Annotated in this window: 25 protein-coding genes; 16 read left to right on the top strand and 9 right to left on the bottom strand. The window is 46.0% G+C overall.

Annotated elements, in window-relative coordinates; translation table 11 throughout:
- Positions 1-9: 9 nt before the first annotated feature.
- Genes ICN29_RS08335 through dut form a run of 5 tightly spaced genes read left to right on the top strand, consistent with a single transcriptional unit; the run spans position 10 to position 6010 of the window.
- The gene (locus tag ICN29_RS08335) at positions 10-960 is read left to right on the top strand and encodes a bifunctional riboflavin kinase/FAD synthetase (RefSeq protein WP_216131703.1); all 951 of its coding nucleotides are present in this window, start codon (positions 10-12) and stop codon (positions 958-960) included.
- Positions 935-3814 carry an isoleucine--tRNA ligase gene (gene ileS, locus ICN29_RS08330; protein WP_439651269.1) on the top strand — a complete coding sequence of 960 codons (2880 nt, stop codon included), beginning with the start codon at positions 935-937 and terminating at the stop codon, positions 3812-3814. Before ICN29_RS08335 ends, ileS begins: the two co-directional genes overlap by 26 nt.
- A gap of 12 nt (positions 3815-3826) precedes the next feature.
- Positions 3827-4315 (top strand): signal peptidase II, encoded by a 489-nt coding sequence (gene lspA / locus ICN29_RS08325; protein WP_216131697.1) that lies wholly within the window; start codon positions 3827-3829, stop codon positions 4313-4315.
- Positions 4316-4324: 9 nt separating this feature from the next.
- The gene (gene coaBC, locus ICN29_RS08320; protein WP_216131694.1) at positions 4325-5536 is read left to right on the top strand and encodes a bifunctional phosphopantothenoylcysteine decarboxylase/phosphopantothenate--cysteine ligase CoaBC; all 1212 of its coding nucleotides are present in this window, start codon (positions 4325-4327) and stop codon (positions 5534-5536) included.
- Positions 5537-5560: 24 nt separating this feature from the next.
- Positions 5561-6010 carry a dUTP diphosphatase gene (dut, locus tag ICN29_RS08315; RefSeq protein WP_216131691.1) on the top strand — a complete coding sequence of 150 codons (450 nt, stop codon included), beginning with the start codon at positions 5561-5563 and terminating at the stop codon, positions 6008-6010.
- Between the two features lie 58 nt (positions 6011-6068).
- On the opposite strand, the gene ICN29_RS08310 is transcribed toward dut, so the two are convergent.
- Genes ICN29_RS08310 through clpS form a run of 3 tightly spaced genes read right to left on the bottom strand, consistent with a single transcriptional unit; the run spans position 6069 to position 8989 of the window.
- Entirely contained in the window at positions 6069-6302 is a 234-nt protein-coding gene (locus tag ICN29_RS08310; protein ID WP_216131688.1) for an Hc1-related histone H1-like protein, read from the bottom strand.
- 27 nt (positions 6303-6329) lie between these two features.
- Positions 6330-8636, bottom strand: a complete 2307-nt coding sequence (gene clpA, locus ICN29_RS08305; RefSeq protein WP_216131685.1) for an ATP-dependent Clp protease ATP-binding subunit ClpA — start codon at positions 8634-8636, stop codon at positions 6330-6332.
- A complete protein-coding gene (gene clpS / locus ICN29_RS08300) occupies positions 8633-8989 on the bottom strand; it encodes an ATP-dependent Clp protease adapter ClpS (protein WP_216861484.1) in 357 nt (118 codons plus the stop codon). The genes clpA and clpS overlap by 4 nt, the downstream gene beginning before the upstream one ends.
- A gap of 277 nt (positions 8990-9266) precedes the next feature.
- Between clpS and ICN29_RS08295 the strand changes: the two genes are divergently transcribed.
- The gene (locus ICN29_RS08295) at positions 9267-9470 is read left to right on the top strand and encodes a cold-shock protein (protein WP_011903586.1); all 204 of its coding nucleotides are present in this window, start codon (positions 9267-9269) and stop codon (positions 9468-9470) included.
- Between the two features lie 83 nt (positions 9471-9553).
- On the top strand, positions 9554-10006 hold the full coding sequence (locus ICN29_RS08290; RefSeq protein WP_216131682.1) for a DUF192 domain-containing protein: 453 nt from the start codon (positions 9554-9556) through the stop codon (positions 10004-10006).
- A gap of 71 nt (positions 10007-10077) precedes the next feature.
- Here the strand turns inward: ICN29_RS08290 and ppnP are convergent, their stop codons facing one another.
- From ppnP to argF, 3 genes are all read right to left on the bottom strand, one after another.
- Positions 10078-10383 (bottom strand): pyrimidine/purine nucleoside phosphorylase, encoded by a 306-nt coding sequence (gene ppnP / locus ICN29_RS08285; RefSeq protein WP_216131679.1) that lies wholly within the window; start codon positions 10381-10383, stop codon positions 10078-10080.
- 30 nt (positions 10384-10413) lie between these two features.
- Positions 10414-11646 carry an argininosuccinate synthase gene (locus tag ICN29_RS08280; protein ID WP_216131676.1) on the bottom strand — a complete coding sequence of 411 codons (1233 nt, stop codon included), beginning with the start codon at positions 11644-11646 and terminating at the stop codon, positions 10414-10416.
- Between the two features lie 68 nt (positions 11647-11714).
- A complete protein-coding gene (argF, locus tag ICN29_RS08275) occupies positions 11715-12662 on the bottom strand; it encodes an ornithine carbamoyltransferase (protein WP_216132169.1) in 948 nt (315 codons plus the stop codon).
- 152 nt (positions 12663-12814) lie between these two features.
- Between argF and ICN29_RS08270 the strand changes: the two genes are divergently transcribed.
- Entirely contained in the window at positions 12815-13129 is a 315-nt protein-coding gene (locus ICN29_RS08270; protein WP_216131673.1) for a DUF3579 domain-containing protein, read from the top strand.
- A gap of 73 nt (positions 13130-13202) precedes the next feature.
- Here the strand turns inward: ICN29_RS08270 and rpsT are convergent, their stop codons facing one another.
- Positions 13203-13469, bottom strand: a complete 267-nt coding sequence (rpsT, locus tag ICN29_RS08265; protein WP_216131670.1) for a 30S ribosomal protein S20 — start codon at positions 13467-13469, stop codon at positions 13203-13205.
- Positions 13470-13621: 152 nt separating this feature from the next.
- Here rpsT and murJ point away from each other — a divergent pair, with 152 nt between their 5' ends.
- Complete coding sequence (gene murJ, locus ICN29_RS08260; RefSeq protein WP_216131667.1) at positions 13622-15175, top strand: murein biosynthesis integral membrane protein MurJ; 1554 nt, start codon at positions 13622-13624, stop codon at positions 15173-15175.
- A 5-nt stretch (positions 15176-15180) separates the two neighbouring features.
- Positions 15181-16023, top strand: a complete 843-nt coding sequence (locus tag ICN29_RS08255; protein ID WP_216131664.1) for a SirB1 family protein — start codon at positions 15181-15183, stop codon at positions 16021-16023.
- 20 nt (positions 16024-16043) lie between these two features.
- Here the strand turns inward: ICN29_RS08255 and ICN29_RS08250 are convergent, their stop codons facing one another.
- Complete coding sequence (locus tag ICN29_RS08250) at positions 16044-16688, bottom strand: VTT domain-containing protein (RefSeq protein ID WP_216131661.1); 645 nt, start codon at positions 16686-16688, stop codon at positions 16044-16046.
- Positions 16689-16746: 58 nt separating this feature from the next.
- Here ICN29_RS08250 and miaA point away from each other — a divergent pair, with 58 nt between their 5' ends.
- Positions 16747-17751 carry a tRNA (adenosine(37)-N6)-dimethylallyltransferase MiaA gene (gene miaA / locus ICN29_RS08245; protein ID WP_216131658.1) on the top strand — a complete coding sequence of 335 codons (1005 nt, stop codon included), beginning with the start codon at positions 16747-16749 and terminating at the stop codon, positions 17749-17751.
- An 11-nt stretch (positions 17752-17762) separates the two neighbouring features.
- Here the strand turns inward: miaA and purM are convergent, their stop codons facing one another.
- A complete protein-coding gene (gene purM, locus ICN29_RS08240; RefSeq protein ID WP_216131655.1) occupies positions 17763-18815 on the bottom strand; it encodes a phosphoribosylformylglycinamidine cyclo-ligase in 1053 nt (350 codons plus the stop codon).
- Positions 18816-18887: 72 nt separating this feature from the next.
- On the opposite strand from purM, the gene ICN29_RS08235 reads away from it, so the two are divergent.
- The 5 genes from ICN29_RS08235 to folK are packed head-to-tail and all read left to right on the top strand — an operon-like array spanning position 18888 to position 23323.
- Entirely contained in the window at positions 18888-19877 is a 990-nt protein-coding gene (locus tag ICN29_RS08235) for an AI-2E family transporter (RefSeq protein WP_216131652.1), read from the top strand.
- A 10-nt stretch (positions 19878-19887) separates the two neighbouring features.
- Positions 19888-20643: a DnaA regulatory inactivator Hda gene (hda, locus tag ICN29_RS08230; RefSeq protein ID WP_216131650.1), complete on the top strand. Its 756-nt coding sequence runs from the start codon at positions 19888-19890 to the stop codon at positions 20641-20643.
- Positions 20644-20662: 19 nt separating this feature from the next.
- Positions 20663-21343: a histidinol-phosphatase gene (locus tag ICN29_RS08225; RefSeq protein WP_216131647.1), complete on the top strand. Its 681-nt coding sequence runs from the start codon at positions 20663-20665 to the stop codon at positions 21341-21343.
- Complete coding sequence (gene pcnB / locus ICN29_RS08220) at positions 21340-22743, top strand: polynucleotide adenylyltransferase PcnB (protein ID WP_216131644.1); 1404 nt, start codon at positions 21340-21342, stop codon at positions 22741-22743. The genes ICN29_RS08225 and pcnB overlap by 4 nt, the downstream gene beginning before the upstream one ends.
- Positions 22744-22795: 52 nt before the next feature.
- Positions 22796-23323: a 2-amino-4-hydroxy-6-hydroxymethyldihydropteridine diphosphokinase gene (folK, locus tag ICN29_RS08215; protein WP_216131641.1), complete on the top strand. Its 528-nt coding sequence runs from the start codon at positions 22796-22798 to the stop codon at positions 23321-23323.

Genomic DNA, 23323 nt, shown 5'->3' with positions numbered 1-23323 from the left:
AGCGATTTTGTGAACGTATTCCGTGGCCCGACCCAGTTTTCTGCAGGACCTGCTTGTGCCCTTAGCATCGGTAATTTCGATGGTGTGCACAGGGGTCATTGCGCCCTATTGAAACAACTCGTAGATGGCGCCAAAGAACGAAGTCTGGTGAGCTGCGTCATGACCTTTGAGCCACACCCCAAAGAATTCTTCTCACCCGAACAAGCTCCTCCTCGCATTCTGAATCTGCGCGATAAGCTAGCTGCCTTGGCCCAACTTGGAATTGACCGAGTTGTAGTGGAGCACTTCAATGCCGCTTTTGCGCGCCTTACACCCGAAGAATTTGTTTCTGAAATTATTGTGAAACGTCTGAATGCCAAATGGATTTTGATTGGCGATGATTTTTGTTATGGGGCAAAACGTGCAGGCAATTTTGCGAGCCTCAAAGCTGCCGGGGCAAAATATGGCTTTGAAGTATCAAGCATTCAAACGATCTTGGAAAATGGTGAACGCATTTCTAGTTCCGCTTTACGAGCAGCGCTTGCTAACGGCGACATGAATCAAGCTGAAAAATTATTAGGCCGTCCCTACGGAATTTCTGGTCACGTGATTCATGGGCAACAATTAGGTCGAAAGCTTGGCTTTCCTACTTTGAACTTAGCGGTAGCCAATCATTTACATCATCGCAAACCAGCGACCACTGGCATCTTTACTGCGCAAGTATTGGGTCTTGCTGATAGGCCGCTACCAGCCGTAGCCAGCCTAGGAGTAAGACCTACAGTAGAGGATGAAGGTCGGGTATTGCTTGAGACCCACATCTTTGATTATCAACAAGACGTATACGGAAAAATTATTACCGTAGAGCTCTTAGAAAAAATTCGTGACGAGGCAAAGTATGATGACCTCGACGCACTTACGAATGCAATTGCAGCAGATGCAAAGCACGCCAGAAATTATTTCCAGAAAAAAGCTTATGTCTGAAAAAGAAAACTCTTATCCCGTCAATCTTCTAGACACCTCGTTTCCAATGCGAGGAGACCTTGCCAAGCGTGAACCACAATGGGTTGCCCAGTGGCAAAAAAATAAACTCTACGAAAAGATTCGTGCTGCGCATGCTAATCAGCCTAAATTTATTTTGCATGACGGCCCTCCTTATGCCAATGGTGATATTCATATTGGTCATGCGGTAAACAAGATCTTGAAGGACATGATTGTGAAGTCCCGTTGGTTAATGGGCTTTGATTCTGTGTATGTTCCCGGCTGGGATTGCCATGGCATGCCAATTGAGATTCAAATTGAAAAACAGTTTGGTAAAAACTTACCGACGGCTGAAGTGCAATCTAAGGCCCGCGCCTATGCTCAAGTCCAGGTCGATAAGCAAAAGAAAGACTTCGAACGCTTAGGTGTTCTTGGTGACTGGAATAATCCTTATCTCACCATGAGCTATCGTAATGAAGCCGATGAAATTCGTGCGCTGGGTAAGATCTGGGAAAAGGGCTATGTCTTCCGCGGCTTAAAGCCCGTGAATTGGTGTTTTGACTGTGGCTCCGCTCTTGCAGAAGCGGAAGTGGAATATCAAGATAAGACTGATCCAACCGTTGATGTTGGTTTTGCTTTCGATGATGCGCAGCGCCCACAACTTGCTAAGGCCTTTGGTCTTTCTGAACTGCCAAATAAACCAGGTCAGATTGTGATTTGGACTACAACACCTTGGACCATTCCTGCGAATCAGGCAATGAACGTACATCCCGAACTGACTTACGCTTTGGTTGATGTGGGTGACAAGTTATTAATTCTGGCGAAAGATCGTGTTGAGACTTGCCTGCAGGACTATGGCCTGGAGGGGAAAATCATTGCTACTTGCCAAGGTGCGCAATTGGCCAATATCTCTTTCTGGCATCCACTTGCTCAACTACATGATGGTTATAAGCGACTCTCCCCAATTTATCCGGCTGAGTACGTCACTTTAGATACCGGTACTGGCATTGTTCACTCTGCACCTGCTTATGGCGAAGAGGACTTTAAGTCCTGTAAAGCAAATAAACTGGCTGACAACGATATTCTCAATCCAGTGATGGGCAATGGTGTGTACGCATCATGGTTACCACTCTTTGCCAATGAGTACATCTGGAAAGCAAATCCTAAGATTGTGGAAGCAATGCGTGAGGCTGGGAGTCTACTGCGGGATAAAACCTATACCCACTCATACATGCACTGCTGGCGCCACAAGTCGCCTATCATTTATCGCGCTACTTCCCAGTGGTTTGCGAGTATGGATAAGAAGCCTTTGGACAGCAAGGCTAGCTTGCGTGAAACAGCCTTGGCTGGTATCAATAGCACTGAATTCTTTCCCGCCTGGGGCAAACAACGCTTGCACAGCATGATTGCTAACCGTCCTGACTGGACCTTATCACGTCAGCGCCAATGGGGTGTCCCAATGGCTTTCTTTGTTCATAAGGAGAGTGGTGAGCCCCATCCACGCACTGTCGAGCTACTTGAAGAGGTTGCTAAACGCGTAGAAAAAGATGGCATCGAAGCTTGGCAGAAATTAGAAGTTGCTGAGTTACTTGGTGATGAAGCTGCTCAATATGAAAAAAATCGTGACACGCTAGACGTGTGGTTTGATTCAGGAACAACCCATTGGCATGTGATTCGTGGTTCACACCGCAATGAATTACTCACCGCCGATGCCAAAACTCCTAATGGACGCTTAGCTGATTTGTATTTAGAAGGCTCAGACCAGCATCGTGGCTGGTTCCACTCATCGCTGCTCACTGGCGCAATGCTCGATGGCAAGCCACCATACAAAGCCTTGCTAACACATGGCTTCACAGTAGATGGCCAAGGACGCAAGATGAGTAAATCTGTAGGTAACGTGATTGCTCCTCAGCAAGTTGCAGATAAGCTGGGTGCTGAAATTATTCGTCTTTGGGTAGCTTCCACCGATTACTCAGGTGAGATGACGATCTCTGATGAGATTCTAAAACGTGTGACTGAAAGTTATCGTCGCATTCGTAATACTCTGCGCTTCTTGTTAGCTAACTTGTCTGACTTTGATCCCAGCAAGCACACCATGCCTGCTGATCAATGGCTTGAGATTGATCGCTATACCGTCGCACTAGCCAATCAAATTCAGGGTGACATTGAGGCACACTACAAGGCTTATGAATTTCATCCGGCAGTAACTCGCATGTTGTCATTCTGCTCGGAAGATTTAGGTGGCTTCTATTTAGACATTCTGAAAGATCGTCTCTATACTAGCGCACCTGATTCACCTGATCGTCGCGCAGCACAGAATGCTTTGTTCCACATCACCCGTAATCTTTTGAAATGGTTGGCCCCCTTCCTCTCCTTTACTGCAGAAGAAGCTTGGCAGGATTTCCCACATGGCTCGGCTAGTAAACCTTCTGAGTCAATCTTTATGGAAGAGTTTGGCACCTTCCCCGAAATTGCTAAAGCAGATGAATTGCTGACTAAGTGGCATCGTATTCGTGAAATTCGCTCTGAAGTTACTAAAGCAATTGAGGTCGAGCGTGAGGCGGGTAATGTTGGCTCATCATTGCAAGCTGAACTCACTATTAAAGTAGATGATATTGACTTTGCAATCCTCCACTCATTAGAAGATGACTTACGCTTTGTGACGATTACTTCAAGCGCCAATATCGAACTTAGTCCGGATGGCCTTGAGGTTTTAGTACGCGGTAGTCAATACAAGAAATGTGGTCGCTGCTGGCATCACACTCAGGATGTTGGGAATGACAATGAACACCCAGAACTCTGCGGGCGCTGCATTAGCAACCTTTTTGGTGATGGTGATCACCGCTTGTTTGCTTAACAGATTAACTCAATGAGTATTATATTTCTGCGCTCTCTGGCAATTGCTGCAATCACTTTGCTCTTAGATCAACTAAGCAAGTGGTCAGCATTGAGTAGTTTGCAGTTAGGTATTCCAGAACCAGTACTCCCTTTTATGAATTGGTTGCTACTCTTAAATCCTGGAGCAGCATTTTCTTTTCTAGCCCAAGGCTCAGGATGGCAGCGTTGGTTCTTTACAATCGTGGGTTTGGTAGCTTGTATCTATATTGTTTGGCTCCTGCGCAAAAACCAGAACGACAAACTACTGTGTCTAGCCCTCAGCCTAATTTTGGGTGGCGCCCTAGGAAATGTATTGGATCGACTAATGTACGGTGCCGTTATCGACTTTATTGACTTGCATTACGCTAACTGGCATTGGCCAGCATTTAATATTGCTGATAGCGCCATTTGTATTGGGGCTGTTCTTATTATTTTTGAGGAATTGCACAAGTCATTTGGCAAATCCGCTCAATCCCATTAAGCTGGCGCCATGCAATCACTTTTAAATAAGAAAATAATTCTCGGCATCTCCGGTGGTATTGCCGCCTATAAGACGCCTGAACTTGCTCGCCAATTGATGCAAGAAGGCGCATCCATTCAGGTGGTAATGACTGAAGCTGCAACGCAATTCGTAACACCAGTCACAATGCAGGCGCTCACAGGTAATCCGGTTTATTTGAGTCAATGGGATAGCACTATTCCAAACAATATGGCACACATTGAGCTATCTCGCTCTGCTGATGCCATTGTGATTGCACCTGCTAGTGCTGACTTAATGGCCAAGCTCTCCTTAGGTTTGGCTGATGACTTACTGAGTACGCTTTGCCTTGCTAGAGATTGCTCCCTCTTACTTGCACCAGCAATGAATAAGCAAATGTGGGAACACGCTGCAACCCAGAGAAGTGTGGAGCGCCTCAATAAAGATGGGGTTACCCTTCTTGGTCCAGCCAGTGGCTTTCAGGCCTGTGGTGAAGTAGGTATGGGCAGAATGCTAGAGCCTTATGAAATCGCCGAGCAAGTCATTGCCTTCTTTCAGAAGAAGACCTTAGCCGGTAAAAAAGTATTGATTACTGCTGGCCCTACCTTTGAAGCAATCGATCCAGTGCGCGGCATTACTAATCACAGCTCAGGCAAGATGGGCTTTGCTATCGCACGTGCAGCTGTTGAGGCAGGCGCCCAAGTTCACCTCATTGCAGGCCCTTGTGACTTACCAACTCCGCTAGAGGCTACCGGAAAAATTACTCGCAGTAATGTGAGAAGCGCAAAAGAAATGTATGCGGCAACATTAAACGTCTCTGATTGCGATATCTTCTTTGCAGTTGCTGCAGTAGCTGATTGGGGTATTGCGAAGCCTGCTAAGGAAAAGATCAAGCGCCAAGGCAAAGCAGCTCCAAGCATTGAATTTATTGCTAACCCGGACATTCTGTTAGACGTTGCAAAAACTGTAAAAATGAAAGGTGGCAAACCTTACCCCTACTGTGTAGGTTTTGCAGCCGAATCAACTGATTTAGAAGCGCATGCTACTGAAAAACGACTACGCAAAGGTATCCCGATGGTGGTTGGTAATATTGGCCCAGAAACCTTTGGCAGCGATCTCAATCAATTGTTGGTGATTGATGAATCTGGTAGCAAGAAAATTACTAAGGCTGAAAAGCTTCAGCTTGCACGGCAACTGATTCAGCTCGTTGCTAAGAAAATTTAAATTACCCCCGCTTTAGGAACTTCTATGCAATCGCTCCAAGTCAAAATTCTCGATGAACGTATGCGTAATCAATTGCCGGCTTACGGCACACCAGGCAGTGCTGGATTAGATTTACGCGCTTGCATTGATGAAATGATTGAGATAGCGCCAGGCCAAACCATACTGGTGCCAACTGGCTTAGCTATCTTTGTTGAAGATCCCCGTTATGCCGCATTTATTCTGCCACGCTCAGGCCTTGGTCATAAGCATGGCATTGTCTTGGGTAACTTAGTTGGGTTGATTGACTCTGACTACCAAGGTCAATTAATGGTGAGCACTTGGAATCGTGGCTCAATCCCGTTCAAGCTAGAACCCATGGAGCGCTTAGCCCAATTAGTAGTAATGCCCATCCAGCAAGTGCAGCTCAAAGTGGTTGAAGAGTTTACGGAGAGCAGTCGTGGTACTGGAGGCTTTGGAAGTACTGGGCGAGCCTAAGCTGCTGAGCTTAAATAAAAAAGCCGCCCTCAGGCGGCCTTTTCATCATCATGAAGCCTTACTTACGAATATGTGCGTGACGAGCAGTATCTTGAGACATGCCCGCACCCTTACCTTCGCGAGATTCTTTTTCGGCAGAAATTTCCTTACGGCGCTCTTTACAAGAACCCGCAATTTCTTGTAAAGCTTTACGAGCACGGGTAGCTGAGGCTTTAATGCCTTTGCCTTCGAACTTTTCATGCTCAGCCTTATAGGCCTCAAAAGCATCTAGCAATTTATCGTGGTGTGACATGTTTTCCTTTTTAAAAATTGCTAATAATTAAATTTCTTCTGCAGGAGCTACATCTTTTTTAGATGCCTTACCTGGCAATACAGGGGCGTCAAAGTTTAATTGCACATGGCCATCTGCATCTACATCCACGTCTACATGTCCGCCTTGGGCTAACTTACCAAAGAGCAATTCATCGGCAAGGGCTTTACGCACTGTATCTTGAATAATGCGCTGCATTGGGCGAGCACCCATCAATGGATCAAATCCATGCTTAGCTAAATGAGCGCGTAATTTAGAGCTAAAGGTAGCATCAACTTTCTTCTCATGTAGTTGCTCTTCCAATTGCATCAGGAACTTATCAACCACTCGCATGATGATAGTTTCATCAAGTGCTTTAAAGGAAACAATAGCATCTAAGCGATTGCGAAATTCTGGTGTAAAGAACTTCTTAATATCCGCCATCTCATCACCAGACTCGCGGACATTCGTAAAGCCCATAATGGACTTCTGCATCGCCTCTGCACCAGCGTTAGTGGTCATAATGATGATGACGTTACGGAAGTCGGCCTTACGGCCATTGTTATCCGTCAAAGTGCCATGGTCCATGACCTGCAGAAGGATATTGAAGATGTCCGGATGGGCTTTTTCAATCTCATCAAGTAATAGTACGCAATGTGGCTTCTTGCTAACCGCCTCAGTTAGCAAACCACCCTGATCAAAGCCAACATATCCTGGAGGAGCTCCGATCAAGCGACTGACTGCATGACGCTCCATATACTCCGACATATCGAAACGCAGAAGCTCAATACCTAAAATATAAGCGAGCTGTTTTGCAACTTCTGTCTTACCAACACCAGTTGGGCCAGAGAACAAGAATGACCCAATTGGCCTATCAATCTTCCCAAGACCAGCGCGCGTCATCTTAATAGCGCTAGCTAAAGCTTCAATTGCAGGGTCTTGACCGAAGACCACGCTCTTAATGTCGCGATCTAATGTTTGTAACTTGCTGCGATCATCTACAGTCACGGACTGAGGCGGTATCCGAGCAATCTTGGCAACAATCTCTTCGATCTCTGGACGACCAATCGTTTTCTTCTGTTTAGATTTCGGCAAAATACGCTGTGCGGCACCAGCCTCATCAATGACATCGATTGCCTTATCTGGCAAATGTCGATCATTGATATAACGAGCCGACAGTTCTGCAGCAGCCACCAATGCGCCAGCTGCATACTTCACGCTATGGTGTTCCTCAAAGCGAGACTTCAGGCCACGCAAAATTTGTACGGTCTGATCAACCGTTGGCTCAACGACATCAACTTTTTGGAAACGACGAGATAAGGCAGCATCTTTTTCGAAAATTCCGCGGTACTCAGAAAACGTGGTTGCACCAATACATTTAAGTTGACCATTTGATAAAGCAGGCTTCAATAAATTACTTGCATCCAATGTTCCACCAGATGCAGCACCCGCACCAATCAATGTGTGAATCTCATCAATAAACAAAACACCATGGGTGTGATCTTTTAAAGACTTCAGAACACTCTTTAAGCGTTGCTCAAAGTCACCACGATATTTAGTGCCAGCAAGTAAGGCACCCATATCTAAGGAGTAGACAGTCGCATTGGCCAAGATATCAGGCACATCGCCTTTAACAATCCGCCAAGCCAATCCTTCTGCAATTGCAGTTTTACCAACGCCAGCCTCTCCAACTAAAAGTGGGTTGTTCTTTCGGCGACGGCAAAGCACCTGAATTACCCGCTCTACTTCGCTTTCGCGACCAATCAAGGGGTCAATTTTTCCTTGGCGAGCCAAAGCATTCAGATTTTGGGTGTACTGATCTAGGGGGCTTTCTTTTCCTGATGAGGGAGATTCTTCAGTTTCTTGCGTTGTGTCGGCAGGCTTCACATGCTCAGCCTGATCTTTACGAACGCCATGACTAATGAAGTTCACCACGTCTAAGCGAGTCACTCCCTGCTGCTGCAGGAAATACACTGCATGCGAATCTTTTTCACCAAAGATAGCAACTAAAACATTGGCACCAGTGACTTCTTTCTTGCCATTTGAAGTAGATTGCACATGCATGATGGCACGTTGAATCACCCTCTGAAATCCCAGCGTAGGTTGTGTATCAACCTCATCGTTACCAGGCACTACTGGCGTATTGTCATTGATGAAGTTTTTAAGTTGAGAGCGCAACTCTGCGATATTGACCGCACAAGCTTTTAGAACCTCAACTGCGGTCGCATTGTCTAACAATGCAGCCAATAAATGTTCGACCGTAATGAACTCGTGTCGTGATGCCCGAGCGTCAACAAACGCCATGTGTAAACTTACTTCTAGTTCCTGGGCAATCATGCTTCCTCCATAGTGCACTGTAGTGGGTGGCCCGCTTCACGGGAGAGTTCGACAACTTGATGCACTTTGGTGGCAGCGACATCACGAGTAAAGACCCCGCAAATACCTTTGCCAACTAAATGAACTTGTAACATGATGCGTGTAGCTGTTTCATGATCCTTATTAAAATACTCCTGAATCACCATCACCACAAATTCCATTGGTGTGTAATCGTCATTCAATAGTAAAACTTTATACATCGAAGGCGCTTTAACTTTCTCGGCCTGCTTTTCGAGAAGAATGGTGTCCTCAATGTAGGGATTGGCTGGTGCGCCATTAGTGGGATTTTTTGGTGTGGGGCTCATATGAAACATTCTAAACACAGATATTCAAACTTTAATTTACTAGGGTCTTGTAGATAAAAAACCTGCAAAAAGCCCTGTTTAAGCCATATTGGGGCATTTTTTGATAAAAATGGGGTAATTACTAAGGGATAAATGCACATAACTCCTTGACACCCCTACAAAAAGGGCAAACAATCGGGGGGTAGGCTTCACAAGAAGTTCTATTTAGGCGTGTTGTGGAGCGAGACTGATTAAAAAGTATTTACCCTCATCACGGTTGTTTTAAAGTTTATGTAATGGAGTTCGCATGGCGACCGGAATTGTTAAGTGGTTCAATGATGCAAAAGGTTTTGGCTTTATCAAACCTGATGATGGTGAAGAAGAGTTGTTCGCGCATTTCAGCGCAATTACTATGCCTGGGTTCAAAACCCTTAAGGAAAACCAAAAGGTAACGTTTGATATTACCCAAGGCCCTAAAGGCAAGCAAGCTACCAATATCCAAGCGGCTTAATAGCCCTTAGAGCATTATCAAAAACCCAGGACTTGTTCCTGGGTTTTTTTTCGCCTGTAATTTACTCAATTAAAATACAGCCTATGCATAAAACAAGAAAAAATTTACTCAGCCTATTAGCCTTCGCTACTCTCCTGAGCTCAGGCTTTGCTCTTGCGCAATACAACGTGGGCCTCAAAACTCTGGAGCTAAAAACTGGCATCTACCGTATTCAAGCAGAAATAGCGGATAGCTCAGAAACTAGACAGACCGGCTTAATGAATCGCACCAGCATGCCAATGAATTCTGGAATGCTCTTTGTATTTGAAGAAAAAGCGGGGCATTGCTTTTGGATGTTTAGCACCAAGATTCCTCTCTCGATTGCTTTTATCGCAGATGACGGCAAGATTGTGAACATCGAAGAGATGCAAGCTGGTTCAACAAACAACCACTGCCCTAAGGCACCGGTCCGCTTCGCTCTTGAAATGAATCAGCGCTGGTTCTCTGATCGAGTCATTACACCTGGATCTGTTATTAGCGGCTTGCCTAAAAAATAGTAAATCCAGATACTGTAGGCAATAAAAAACGCAGATCTTAGTCTGCGTTTTTTATTGGCAGTGAATCTTATTTATTCAAAATGGCACACATAGTGCACCGCTTGCTCAGCCCGAATAATAAAGTAACCGCCCTTTTCCACTTCCCAGCTTTGGCCAGCCTTAAACTCTTGCTCTGGTGCGCCATTGATGCTCACGAAAGCAGTGCCATCCACTACTTCCATCACCTCTCTAGTACTTAAGTCAAAACGTAAGGTACTTGGCAGAACAACACCAACCGACTTCCGAACACCATTGGGCAGAGTCACCGTATGAGATACGCACTTACCATCAAAAAATACATTGGCTTTTTTACCTACTGAAACTTGATCAAATTGCATCTGGACTCTTTCTAATCTGGTTATTACTCATTATTTCTTGGCGCGTTTACGTTTTGCTATTTCAGCAATCCGCATACGCAAAGCATTGAGTTTAATAAATCCGCCAGCATCGGCTTGGTTATATGCGCCACCGTCATCATCGAAGGTTGCGATATTTTGATCAAACAAAGTATTTTCCGAATCCCGTGAAATAACAGAGACGGCGCCTTTGTAGAGTTTCAAACGAACCGTGCCATTGACTGCCTGCTGGCTGTGGTCAATCAAGGTCTGTAATGCAACGCGCTCTGGCGACCACCACAAGCCGTTATAAATTAAGCTGGCGTAGCGTGGCATGAGGTCATCTTTCAGATGAGCCACTTCACGATCAAGGGTAATACTCTCGATGCCGCGGTGAGCCTTCAAGAGAATGGTGCCGCCTGGGGTTTCATAGCAACCGCGACTCTTCATGCCAACAAAACGGTTTTCAACTAAATCAAGGCGGCCAATACCATGCTTACCACCGATACGATTTAACTCAGCCAATAGCTCGTGTGGTTTATAGCTCTTGCCGTTAATGGCAATCGGATCACCTGCTTTGAATTCAATTTCAACAATTTCTGGGGCATCTGGAGCCTTCTCAGGAGAAACCGTCCAACGCCACATAGACTCTTCAGCCTCTGCATTAGGGTTTTCTAAATGACGGCCTTCATAGCTAATATGCAATAAATTGGCATCCATGGAATAGGGTGAGCCGCCTTGCTTATGCTTCATCTCAACTGGAATGCCATGTTTTTCTGCGTAAGCCATCAACTTCTCGCGTGAGAGCAAATCCCATTCACGCCAAGGTGCGATCACTTTAATTCCTGGCTCTAGAGCGTAATAACCTAACTCAAAGCGAACTTGGTCATTGCCTTTACCAGTGGCGCCATGCGATACAGCATCAGCACCGGTCAACCGGGCAATCTCAATTTGGCGCTTTGCAATTAGTGGGCGTGCAATCGATGTACCCAGTAAATACTCGCCTTCGTAAATGGTATTTGCACGGAACATAGGAAATACAAAGTCACGTACAAATTCTTCGCGTAAGTCATCAATGAAAATATTCTCTGGTTTGATGCCAAACTGCAGAGCTTTAGCGCGCGCAGGCTCTAACTCTTCACCCTGACCGAGGTCGGCGGTAAATGTCACGATCTCACAACCGTAAGTATCTTGAAGCCATTTCAAAATCACACTAGTGTCAAGACCACCAGAATAGGCTAAAACTGCTTTTTTAATATCAGACATGATTTTTTATTCAATCAAAATTAACTAAAAAAATAAATGGCGTAAATTTCTAAACTTAAGACCCGCTTTTAGTCCAAACGGCCGCAGAGCAAATACTCCATCAAAGCCTTTTGCACATGCAAACGATTTTCTGCTTCTTCCCAAACAATACTTTGCGGGCCATCAATCACACCAGCAGACACTTCTTCGCCGCGATGGGCTGGCAAACAATGCATAAATAATGCGTCAGGCTTTGCTAGAGCCATTAACTCTTCATCAATCATCCAATCCTGGAAAGCATTAATGCGTGAGGTATTTTCAGCCTCATAACCCATGCTAGTCCAAACATCAGTTGTCACCAAATCAGCACCTTTACAAGCATCTTTAGGGTCAGCACAAATGGTTAAATGTTTTGCAGCTGTCTTTGTTAATCGAGAGGGATCTAATTGATAGCCCACTGGCGCAGAAAAGCGAAACTGAAAATCTAAACATTCAGCAGCCTGTATCCAGGTATAGGCCATATTGTTGGCATCACCAACCCACGCGACTGTCTTACCCTGAATTGGGCCACGTGCTTCTACAAAAGTGAAGATGTCAGCCAATACTTGGCAAGGGTGGTGTTCATTGGTGAGGCCATTGATCACCGGCACCCTGGAATTAGCAGCAAATCGCTCAATGATGTCTTGGCCGAAGGTGCGAATCATAATCATGTCAGTCATCCGTGAAATCACCTGCGCAGCGTCCTCTACAGGCTCACCACGGCCAAGTTGCGTGTCGCGGGTATTCAGGTATACGGCATGCCCACCAAGCTGATGGACGCCTGCCTCAAAGGAGAGACGAGTACGTGTGGAATGCTTCTCAAAAATCATTGCTAAGGTACGGTCGTGAAGTGGATGCCAAGTCTCATAGCTTTTGAACTTGGACTTGAGCCATGCCGATCTTTTCAGCAAGTAGTCATACTCTTCTCGAGTAAGGTCAGCAAACTGCAGATAGTGCTTGACGTGACCGGGCACTTGAGGCTTTGCCAGAGATGTCATAGTTGAGCTTTCTACTAAAGTTTTGGCTTGCATTTTTTTCTGAAAACAATTGACTGCACGAAAATTGAATCTAAAGTCATCTTACGACTAACCCCGGCTGTTAAGCTAGAGGGCTTAGTAACGCCGATCCCTAACACCTTCTTTATGCGAACTTGAACCACAAAAAGCTTTTCATTCAAGGCATTACCACTTCTGGCAAACCATTTCGACCCAGTGACTGGGCGGAGCGTCTGTGCGGGGTGATGGCTAGCTTTCGCCCTCCAGGAGATTCTGGAGACCCTCGCTTCACCTATTCACCCTATGTCACACCAGTAGTGATTGCTGCAGTGAAATGCGTTGTTATTGATACCAGACTGGGTGATCTTGATCCAAGAGCGCTGGACTTTGTAACAAACTTTGCCAAAGACAACGGTCTACCGATCGAAGAGGCCTGTGAGTTTGAGCCCAAACCACAAACCCAGTCCTAAAAACAAAAACCCGCTCTGATAAGGAGCGGGCTAAGGTCGAAATTACTTCGACCAGCCTAAAACCAATTCTGTATTACGCTGCCATCGCCTTAATAGCTGCAGACAAACGTGACTTCTGACGAGATGCAGTATTTTTATGAGCAATCTTTTTGTCAGCAATTTTGTCAATGGTTGCTTGAGTTGCTGCAAATACTTTCGCTGCAGACGCTTTATCACCAGTTTCGATCGCTTTACGTACTGCCTTAATGGAAGTGCGGAGCTTTGAACGCAAACTGGAGTTGTGTTCGTTCTGTTTTACTGCCTGGCGTGCGCGCTTACGCGCTTGTGCTGTATTAGCCATCTTTAAACCTTGCCTCTATAAATTACAAAATACGATTAGTTAAAAAAACCTGCGGTCTTGCCAAATCCATAAGCAAGCTCGCCAAAACCCAAGATTTTACCTGAAAGGGGCAAAAAAGCCCAGCCGACCCATAAATAGGTGAAAATCGGCTCATGAACCTGCTTTCTGCCGCCGCCAAGGTAAGCTCCCTCACCATGCTGTCTCGTATTACGGGGCTGCTTAGGGAGACCCTGATTGCCCGTAGTTTCGGAGCCTCAGAGTGGACGGATGCCTTCAATGTGGCCTTTAGGATACCCAATTTACTGCGCCGACTTTTCGCTGAAGGGGCCTTTTCTCAGGCTTTTGTACCGATTTTGGGTGAAATCTCCAAGGATGGGGATCAAAAGCAGGCTCATATTCTGGTTGACGCGGTCGCCACCCTCTTATTTTGGGCTTTGCTGCTGACGGTATTACTCGGGGTAATTGGCGCCCCCTTGCTCATTCTGGTCATTGCTACGGGATTTAGTGGTGGGCCAGCCTATGAGGCCAGCGTGGTCATGACCCGAATCATGTTTCCTTATATTGGGCTGATTTCCATGGTTTCACTATCAGCAGGCATTCTCAACACTTTTCAGCGCTTTGCCATTCCTGCCTTTACTCCCGTTTTATTGAACCTAGCTTTAATTGCTAGCGCTCTTTTCTTGGCGCCCCATTTAGAACAACCAATCTACGCTCTGAGTATTGGCGTGCTCTTAGGTGGTGTCTTGCAATTAGCACTTCAGATTCCCGCACTTTCTCGTTTAGGACTTTTGCCACGAATTGGTTTATTGCCTGGCGCTGTTAAAACTGCCATTGCAAATCCAGAAGCAAAACGGGTATTGAAATTGATGGGGCCGGCAGTCTTCGCTGTCTCTGTTGCGCAAATCTCACTCATTATCAACACCAATATCGCATCACGCCTACAAACAGGGAGTGTGTCGTGGCTTTCCTATGCCGATCGTTTGATGGAATTTCCGACTGCATTATTAGGTGTAGCTTTAGGTACTGTTCTGCTTCCAAGCCTCAGCAAAGCTAACGCCAAGAATGACTTAGTTCACGCTGGTGAATTACTCATCTGGGGATTGCAGTTGACATTCTTATTGGCTGCGCCTTGCGCAATTGCACTCTTTATTTTTGGCGAGCCATTAGCAGCAGTGTTGTATCACTATGGCAAATTTAACGCGCTTGATGTTCTGATGACACAACGTGCATTAGCGGCCTATGGCGTCGGACTCATTGGGCTTATTTTGGTAAAAATTTTGGCGCCGGGGTTTTATTCGCGCCAAGATATTCGCACCCCCGTCAAAATTGGTTTATTAGTGCTTGTCGCAACCCAACTAGCTAACCTTATTTTTGTGCCTTGGCTTGGGCATGCGGGTCTTGCGCTCTCCGTCGGCGCTGGCGCCTGTCTCAATGCTGCCCTCCTATGGATTGGCCTTCATCAGCGAGGCGCCCTACCTAGCTCGGCTTGGGCGAAATACCTTGGGCAGCTATTGTTGGCCCTCATCCCCTTCTCTGTAGTCCTTTTTTATGCTGCTGGCGCCCATAATTGGATCGCCCTTCAGGCAGAGCCTTGGGTCCGTATCGGTCTAGTGGCAGCATGGTTGACCGCCGCAGCCTTGGTTTACTTTGGCGCCCTTGGTCTAGTTGGAATTCGCTGGCAAAAATTCTTGCGTCATGCAAAATAGGAGTTATGCCAACACAACAACTCGACTATTTCACGTCTTTAGTTGCTGAAGACGAACACTTACCGCTAACTGAGGCGGTAATCGCTGTAGCACAACATGCCTATCCGGATTTGGATGTTCAAAACGTACTAGATCAATTAGATCAAATGGGTAATCAGTTGAAGTCACGAATTACTCCAGACACATCCCCAATTCAGCGTTTACAAATTCTGAAGCATTTCTTTTATACCGAATTAGGTTTTGGACCAAACCCAAATGATTTTTATGCCCCAGAAAATTCTTATTTGCACTATGTGCTTGAGAATCGCCGAGGGATTCCGATTTCACTAGCTATTCTGATGATGGAATTAGGTCAACAAATTGGCTTGAAGATTCGTGGCGTTTCATTTCCAAACCACTTCATGATGCGCATCTCCTTGCAACAAGGAGAAATCATCATGGACCCGCTTACTGGTGAATCGCTTTCCAAAAATCAACTGCAAGAAATGCTTGATCCATACTTAGATGCGAAAGGCTACCGAGGAGAATTGAGCCTGCCTCTGAACATCTTCCTGCGGGCCTCTAACCCACGTGAAATCTTGTCCCGCTTCCTACGAAACCTCAAAATGATTTACTCCGAAGATGAGCGTTGGGAGCGTCTACTTGGCGTTCAAGAGCGTCTAGTGATTTTGCTGCCAGATTCGATTGAAGAAGTTCGTGATCGTGGACTGATCTTTGCTCAACTGGAATATTTGCGTCCAGCCTTAGCAGACATGCATCGCTATCTCAGTGAATCACCAGAAGCCGAAGATGCTGGTGATATCCGCGAGCATATTGCCACACTAGAGAGTCAGGCTAAGTTTCATTAAAGCTTAACTCCGAAGTGTCATTACGATTGTTTGCGCTGAAAAATTTTGTAGAGGGCAGCCAATACTACTGGAATAGCTGCAGCACCAATGCCAATCAAAACGATCACGTTTAAGTTTTGACGAATAATTGGAATATTGCCAAAAAAGTATCCGGCAATAACTAGACCAAATACCCACAGTGCGGCACCAGTGATATTGAAAAACTGAAAACGCGAGAAGTTCATTGCCGATACACCTGCAATAAAAGGTGCAAAGGTACGAATAATCGGCAAGAAGCGCGCCAAGATAATGGTCTTGCCGCCATGCTTCTCATAAAAGGCTTGGGTCTTCAGTAAAGCTCGCTGATCAATCCAGCGTGACTGACTACTAAAAACTCTTTTGCCAATCCAGCGACCAATAAAGTAATTGACGGTATTGCCTGCCACTGCAGCGATCAACAACCCAACACATATGGTCCAGATATTGAAATGCTCGGTAGCGCAATATGCCCCCGTAATAAATAGGAGGGAGTCACCAGGCAAGAATGGGGCAACTACTAAACCTGTTTCAGCAAATATGATCGCAAAGAGGAGGCCATAAGCCCATGGACCATATTGCGCGATGACAACGTCTAAATGACGGTCAATGTGTAAAAAGAAATCGCTGAGTTGTAAAAGGGTATCCATCCACTTGCACTCCAAATATTGGCTTGATGCGGATATTAACAGGCTCCTATAATCAGGCATGCAAACCGAACCCTACATTCAGCGTATGCATGCTCCAGAGGCCATACCGGTACTTTGTATTGTTGGCCCCACTGGCGCAGGCAAAACTCATCTCGCAATGCTGCTTGCCGAGTATGCCAAATCTATTGGCTTGACCATCGAACTCATCAGCATGGATTCAGCATTGGTCTATCGCGGTTTAGATATTGGCAGCGCAAAACCTACAACAGTAGAACGTGCATCTGTCATTCATCACTTAATTGACATCTTGGAGCCCACTGAGGTCTATTCAGCTGCACGCTTTGCGAAAGATGCAAAACGTCTCTGTGAAGAAATCCGCGATAGAGGAAACATTCCTATCGTTGTTGGTGGCACGATGTTGTATTGGCGCGCTTGGGCACATGGACTCTCCTCCTTACCGCCTGCTAATCCAGAGATTCGTGCGCGACTAGATGAAGAAGGCAAGGCCATTGGCTGGCCAGCCATGCATGAAAAACTGTCTAGCGTCGATCCAGAAACTGCTGCACGCTTAAAGCCCAATGATTCACAACGGGTGCAACGCGCTTTGGAAGTATTTGAGATCACCGGCAAACCTATGTCCGCTTTATTGGCTGACTCACCCAGCGAAGATGGTAGAGAAGGATCAAGTATTCCTACTTGGATCCATTTAGTTTCTCTTGAACCCAGTGATCGTGCAAGGCTTCATGCCAATCTAGAAAAACGTTTTGATGAAATGCTGGCTGCTGGATTTATGGACGAAGTCAAAACCTTGCGCACCAATCCCAACTTACATGCAGACTTGCCGGCAACTCGTTCAGTAGGTTATCGACAGGCATGGGAATTTTTAGACAACCAAATTGACTTTGATCAGATGCGCTACAAAGCCTTGGCAGCTACTAGGCAGTTGGGTAAACGACAATTAACTTGGTTACGCGCAATTGCAGGTAGAAAAACCTTTGATCCCTTCAAGCCAGAAGAGCTCAAGGCAGCACTAGATTACTGCAAAAGTACTTTAAATAAATAGACGCTTTCGTCTTAGATAACGATAGTTTGTGGGGCATCTTTTGGCCGCTCCACTACTTCACCCGCCACCCAAGACTTCAAGCCTTGCGCTGTCAATGATTTAATTGCAGTATCTGCCTGATCTGGAGAAACAATCACCACCATGCCAATGCCGCAGTTAAATACGCGAACCATTTCTGCATCAGCAACGCCACCCTTCATTTGCAACCAGCGGAAGAGTTCAGGCATCTGCCAGCTATCGCGATGCAATACTGCTTGAGTATTTTCTGGGAGAACGCGCGGCACGTTATCGACTAGGCCGCCACCAGTGATATGCGCCATACCCTTGACATTAATTTCAGAAATGAGTTTTAAAAGAGGTTTCACGTAAATCTCAGTTGGGGCCATCACCACATCACCCAGTGGTCGACCACCTAAATCATCGCTTGGTTTCGCACCTGCGCGCTCAATAATTTTGCGCACTAAAGAGTAACCATTGGAGTGTGCGCCACTCGAACCAATTGCCAATACAACATCACCGGGAACAATCGTATTGCCAGTAATGATTTTGGATTTTTCAACCGCACCCACTGCAAATCCAGCTAAATCATATTCACCTGGTGGATACATGCCAGGCATCTCAGCAGTTTCTCCACCGATGAGTGCACAACCAGATAACTCACAACCTTTAGCAATGCCGCCAACAACGGTAGCAGCAGTATCCACAGTGAGCTTGCCGCAAGCAAAGTAATCCAAGAAAAAGAGGGGTTCTGCACCTTGGACCAAAATATCATTCACACTCATCGCAACCAAATCTTGGCCAATGGTGTCGTGACGGTTCCACTCGAAGGCGAGGCGAAGTTTGGTACCAACACCATCGGTACCAGCTACTAAAACAGGTTCTTTGTAGCGCTTAGGCACTTCAAAAAGGGCCCCAAAGCCCCCAATGCCAGCCAAAACACCTTCTCGCATCGTTTTCTTGGCCATGGGCTTAATGCGATCGACTAAGTCATCCCCAGCGTCAATATCGACGCCAGCATCGCGGTAAGAAAGGCCTTTTGAAGGGGAATTAGTAGATGAAGTCATGTCAGAGTCGGAATATTGGTGAAAAATGTCACTTGATCAGTAGAATCATTGAATTCTAGAGGATTACTCGCAATGGCTGAACTTTTTACCCCTTTTCTGACTGCTTTCATTCTGGCTTATATCCTAAGGCCCGCTTTTCTATGGCTGGAGAGACGTCGATTACCAGCCACCATAGCAGCTCTTCTGTCCGTCGTCTTTGGCTTGGGTGTCATGATTGCCATTTTGAGCCTCTTTATCGGCCTACTCAAAACTGAACTACCTTTAATCAGGGCGCAATGGCCAGAATGGATTGCAAATACTCAAGCATGGCTCGGCCCCAAATTATCTGAATTTCATATTGGCCTTGATTGGGGCGCCCTCAAAACAGCTGCTTCTCAAAAAATCTCTGCGCACCTTAGCGATAACGCTGATGCCCTCATATCAAGCACCTTAGAAACTGTACTCATGTCTGGCAGCTCAGTCATTGCCGGCTTTGTAAATTCTGTTTTGATTGTTTTTGTGATGTTCTATTTGCTTATTGACTGGGATCACTTCTTTGGACTTATGAAGAAAATGGTTCCATTGCGCGCCCAAGAAACAATTCATCATCTTGCAATGCATACCGATGGACTGCTCTCGCAGTATTTAAACGGTATGGTAATTGTGATTGCCATCATGTCCGCCTTCTATAGCGTTGGTTTAATGCTCATTGGCATCCAAGGAGCAGTGGCTTTAGGCATCTTTACTGCAATCATGATTGTGATTCCCTACATTGGCATTATCTTGGGACTGTCACTTGCTATTTTGTCAGCCGCACTACAATTTGGCCCTCAATACGAAATCGTTGCCGTGCTCGCTCTATATGGTCTTGGACAATTTATAGAAGGCTTTGTGCTGACACCCCGCTTGGTAGGTGAGCGCATTGGCCTGCATCCAGTTGCAGTGCTTTTTTCTTTGCTGCTCTTTGGAAAACTCTTTGGCTTTTTTGGCGTACTACTTGCTCTGCCAATTAGTGCTGTGGCCTTAGTATTAGTTCAGTACCTTTGGTCTGTTTATACACAGAGCTCTTGGTATCAAAAATAATTTTGCAGTAATGAATACTCCTCCGCTTCCAAGGCAGTTTGCTTTAGATCTCAGTCATATCCCCAAAGCTAGTCTCGCTAATTACCTTCCCAGTAAAGACCTAGCATTGATTTCCGCTTTACAAAACCTTTGCAAAGCTTGGCAAGAGAATCCTATCAATCAAGCTAGTAATCCACTAAATCATCGCTGGATCTATTGGTGGGGACCAGAAGGGTCTGGACGCACCCATTTACTTGAGGCAATGACAAATGCTGCGCAAAGTGCAGGCATGGAATATTTCTTTCTTAATCCTAGAGAGCCTATCTCATGGGTTCGTCTTGAAGAAAAAATGAATGCCCTAGCGCAAAGTGCTGCGCCCTCGGTCATTGCCGTCGATGATGTAGATGCCTTAGATGAGCGCTTAGTTGGCGCCCTATTTCGAATTCTGAATGGCGTTCAGGCCAGCAAGAATATCCATATTTTTATGGCTGGCAAAGCTGCACCAGCCAATCTGGAGTTGCGTGAAGACCTTCGGACCCGCCTGGGATGGGGTTTAGTTTTTCAAACACAGCTTTTGGATGATGGTGAGAAAATACAAGCCTTAGAGCAAGCCGCTAAGGCACGAGGATTGGTTTTATCTCCAGAAGTATTGCCTTGGTTAATAAACCGTTTTTATCGCGATATGCCTAATTTAATGGCCTTGATTGATGCTTTGGATGCATATTCACTAGAAACAAAACGTGCTGTAACCTTGCCGCTTGTGCGCGAGCTCTTGCGGCCAAAATAATTTACTTAATATTCCATTTGTGACTCAGTTAGCCCTTTTCGATTTAGATTACACCCTCCTACCATGCGATAGCGATTATGAGTGGGGGCAATTTTTGGCGCGCACCGGCGTGGTCGACGGCGAGCATTACGCCAAACAAAATGAACGCTTCTATCAGGACTACAAAGAGGGCAAGCTCGATATTCATGAATTTCTGCGCTTTGCCCTAAAGCCACTTTCCGAGCATTCACGCGCCCAACTCAAAGACTGGCATGATGCCTTCATGAGAGAAGTGATTATTGAGCAGTTGCGCCCACAAGCGCTTGATTTAGTAAAACGCCATCAAGATGCTGGAGATCTCTGCTGTGTCATCACTGCAACCAATAGCTTTGTGACTCGGCCGATTGTAGAAAGTTTTGGTATTGAGCACCTGATTGCAACCGAGCCGGCCACCATCAACAATGATCCTTTAGCCAACTACACCGGCAAAGTAAAAGGTATCCCCAACTTTCGGGAAGGCAAGGTTCAAAATTTACATACTTGGTTAGCGGCCCAAAATCTTTCTTTCGATCAGATGCCTTGCAGCTATTGCTACTCCGACTCTATGAATGACCTGCCTTTGTTAGAGGAAGTGAGCAATCCTGTTGCCACCAATCCAGATGAGCGCCTTCGTAATGAGGCTCATAAACGCAATTGGCCAATTCTTGAACTGTTTGCATGATCACTAAATTCATCAAACGTATTTTGCGTCGTGACCCCATGGCTAAACATACGCAAGCGAATAAGGCTGGAGCACCGAAACGCATTCCAAAAAAAGCACATCGCATTGATCCACATTTGCTCTCAAAGAATGCAGTCAAAGTAACGCATACACTTCAAGAGGCTGGCTTTGAGGCCTTCATTGTTGGTGGCGCAGTTCGTGATCTTGCTTTAGGAATTGGCCCAAAAGATTTTGACGTGGCTACCAATGCAACTCCCGATCAAGTACAAAGGCTGTTTCGCAAAGCACGTCTGATTGGTCGCCGCTTTCAGATTGTGCACGTCACTTTCTTTGGCAAAGGCCACCCCGAAATTATTGAAGTTTCCACCTTCAGAGCTCTTCTAGATAACGCCGGTGACCATGTTGCTGAAAGCGGTCGAATATTACGCGATAACGTCTGGGGCTCACAAGGTGAAGATGCTGCAAGACGAGATTTCACGATCAATGCCATGTATTACGACCCATCCAGCGAGACTGTCCTGGACTATCACGGTGGTATGGCCGATATGCAAAAGAAAACCTTACGCATGATTGGTGATCCCACCAAGCGCTATCGTGAAGACCCGATTCGAATGCTACGAGCGATTCGCTTTGCCGCCAAAACTGGCTTTACTTTAGATACGGCTACGCGCGCGCCAATTGCAACACTCAGTAATCTTTTACAAGATGTGCCCTCAGCTAGACTCTTTGATGAAATTCTCAAGTTACTCATGTCTGGATATTCTTGGGCTGCGATTCAGGGCTTAAGAGATGCAGGCCTACATCATGGTCTGTTGCCCTTACTAGATCATATTTTGGATAGCGGAGTAGATTCTAAGGGCGCAAATGATTTTGTTAAGCTAGCATTAGCCAATACTGATCAACGTATTCAATCTGGCAAAAGTGTTTCTGCTGGGTTCTTATTTGCCACCTTGCTGTGGCCCGACCTGCTCAAGAACTGGAAAGCTAATATCGCCAAAGGCATATCCAATATTTCTGCGCTACACGACGCCATGGACGATACGATCGCCACTCAAAGCAGTAGCATGACGATTCAACGGCGTCTTGAGAGTGATATGTGCGAGATCTGGTCAATGCAACCACGCTTTGAAAAACGGGTAGGACGCTATCCCTATCGCCTCATTGAATCGCCCCGCTTTAGGGCTGCTTATGACTTTATGCTCCTGCGCTGTGCCACCGGCGAGCAAAATCCAAGCCTTGGCGAGTGGTGGACCGATTTCATTGCTGCTGATCCAGTGGGGCAAGAAGCCCTGATGGCTACTGCCAAGACGGAATTAGGCAGCAGTGCAAGCTCGCCTGCTAAACGGCGTCGTCGCAGAAAACCCAAATCTGACCCATCCCCCGAACCTGAAGCAGACTAAGCAAACTTAGAGAAATTTCAGTAAAGTAGTTTTATATCTAGTTTGGAGTCGTATGGCACGAGTTTTTATCGGATTTGGCGGCAATATTGGTGATACGCGTCAGCTCATCACTGATGCGATTGTTTGTCTTGCGCTGCGCTCTGAATTGCAAATTCTTGCCAAAAGCTGCTTTTATCAAAGTGCGCCTGTGGGTGCGACTGGCGGCGACTACATTAACGCAGTCATTGAAATTGAAACTGAACTCACCCCATATGGTCTATTGCATGTCTGCCAAGCAATAGAACAGGAGTTTGGCCGCGAGCGCCCCTACTCAAATGCGCCTCGCACACTTGATCTCGATATCCTGTCTTTTGAGGGCGTTACTCAAAACGAAACTGAGTTGATGCTGCCTCATCCAAGAATGATTGAGCGCTCTTTTGTTCTTCTGCCGCTCTTGGAAATAGCTCCGAATTTCTTTTTACCAAATCTAGGCGAACTGAAGACCTATTTACCTCAAGTAGCGGACCAAAGAATTCAAAAACTACCCTGCAGGAACTGTAATTGCGGGGAAAAAGACGTTTATAGACCATCGTCGCATTAA

The sequence above is a fragment of the Polynucleobacter nymphae genome, assembly GCF_018882155.1.
GTDB classification, from domain to species: Bacteria; Pseudomonadota; Gammaproteobacteria; order Burkholderiales; family Burkholderiaceae; genus Polynucleobacter; species Polynucleobacter nymphae.
The sequence above is the reverse complement of the archived record's forward strand: the minus strand, read 5'-3'. Positions and strand labels throughout refer to the sequence as shown.

Coding starts and splice junctions, on each gene's coding strand:
- lspA (WP_216131697.1), top strand. CDS start 3,827: ATGAGTATTATATTTCTGCGCTCTCTGGCAATTGCTGCAATCACTTTG.
- coaBC (WP_216131694.1), top strand. CDS start 4,325: ATGCAATCACTTTTAAATAAGAAAATAATTCTCGGCATCTCCGGTGGT.
- dut (WP_216131691.1), top strand. CDS start 5,561: ATGCAATCGCTCCAAGTCAAAATTCTCGATGAACGTATGCGTAATCAA.
- ICN29_RS08310 (WP_216131688.1), bottom strand. CDS start 6,302: ATGTCACACCACGATAAATTGCTAGATGCTTTTGAGGCCTATAAGGCT.
- clpA (WP_216131685.1), bottom strand. CDS start 8,636: ATGATTGCCCAGGAACTAGAAGTAAGTTTACACATGGCGTTTGTTGAC.
- clpS (WP_216861484.1), bottom strand. CDS start 8,989: ATGTTTCATATGAGCCCCACACCAAAAAATCCCACTAATGGCGCACCA.
- ICN29_RS08295 (WP_011903586.1), top strand. CDS start 9,267: ATGGCGACCGGAATTGTTAAGTGGTTCAATGATGCAAAAGGTTTTGGC.
- ICN29_RS08290 (WP_216131682.1), top strand. CDS start 9,554: ATGCATAAAACAAGAAAAAATTTACTCAGCCTATTAGCCTTCGCTACT.
- ppnP (WP_216131679.1), bottom strand. CDS start 10,383: ATGCAATTTGATCAAGTTTCAGTAGGTAAAAAAGCCAATGTATTTTTT.
- ICN29_RS08280 (WP_216131676.1), bottom strand. CDS start 11,646: ATGTCTGATATTAAAAAAGCAGTTTTAGCCTATTCTGGTGGTCTTGAC.
- argF (WP_216132169.1), bottom strand. CDS start 12,662: ATGACATCTCTGGCAAAGCCTCAAGTGCCCGGTCACGTCAAGCACTAT.
- rpsT (WP_216131670.1), bottom strand. CDS start 13,469: ATGGCTAATACAGCACAAGCGCGTAAGCGCGCACGCCAGGCAGTAAAA.
- murJ (WP_216131667.1), top strand. CDS start 13,622: ATGAACCTGCTTTCTGCCGCCGCCAAGGTAAGCTCCCTCACCATGCTG.
- ICN29_RS08255 (WP_216131664.1), top strand. CDS start 15,181: ATGCCAACACAACAACTCGACTATTTCACGTCTTTAGTTGCTGAAGAC.
- ICN29_RS08250 (WP_216131661.1), bottom strand. CDS start 16,688: ATGGATACCCTTTTACAACTCAGCGATTTCTTTTTACACATTGACCGT.
- miaA (WP_216131658.1), top strand. CDS start 16,747: ATGCAAACCGAACCCTACATTCAGCGTATGCATGCTCCAGAGGCCATA.
- purM (WP_216131655.1), bottom strand. CDS start 18,815: ATGACTTCATCTACTAATTCCCCTTCAAAAGGCCTTTCTTACCGCGAT.
- ICN29_RS08235 (WP_216131652.1), top strand. CDS start 18,888: ATGGCTGAACTTTTTACCCCTTTTCTGACTGCTTTCATTCTGGCTTAT.
- hda (WP_216131650.1), top strand. CDS start 19,888: ATGAATACTCCTCCGCTTCCAAGGCAGTTTGCTTTAGATCTCAGTCAT.
- pcnB (WP_216131644.1), top strand. CDS start 21,340: ATGATCACTAAATTCATCAAACGTATTTTGCGTCGTGACCCCATGGCT.
- folK (WP_216131641.1), top strand. CDS start 22,796: ATGGCACGAGTTTTTATCGGATTTGGCGGCAATATTGGTGATACGCGT.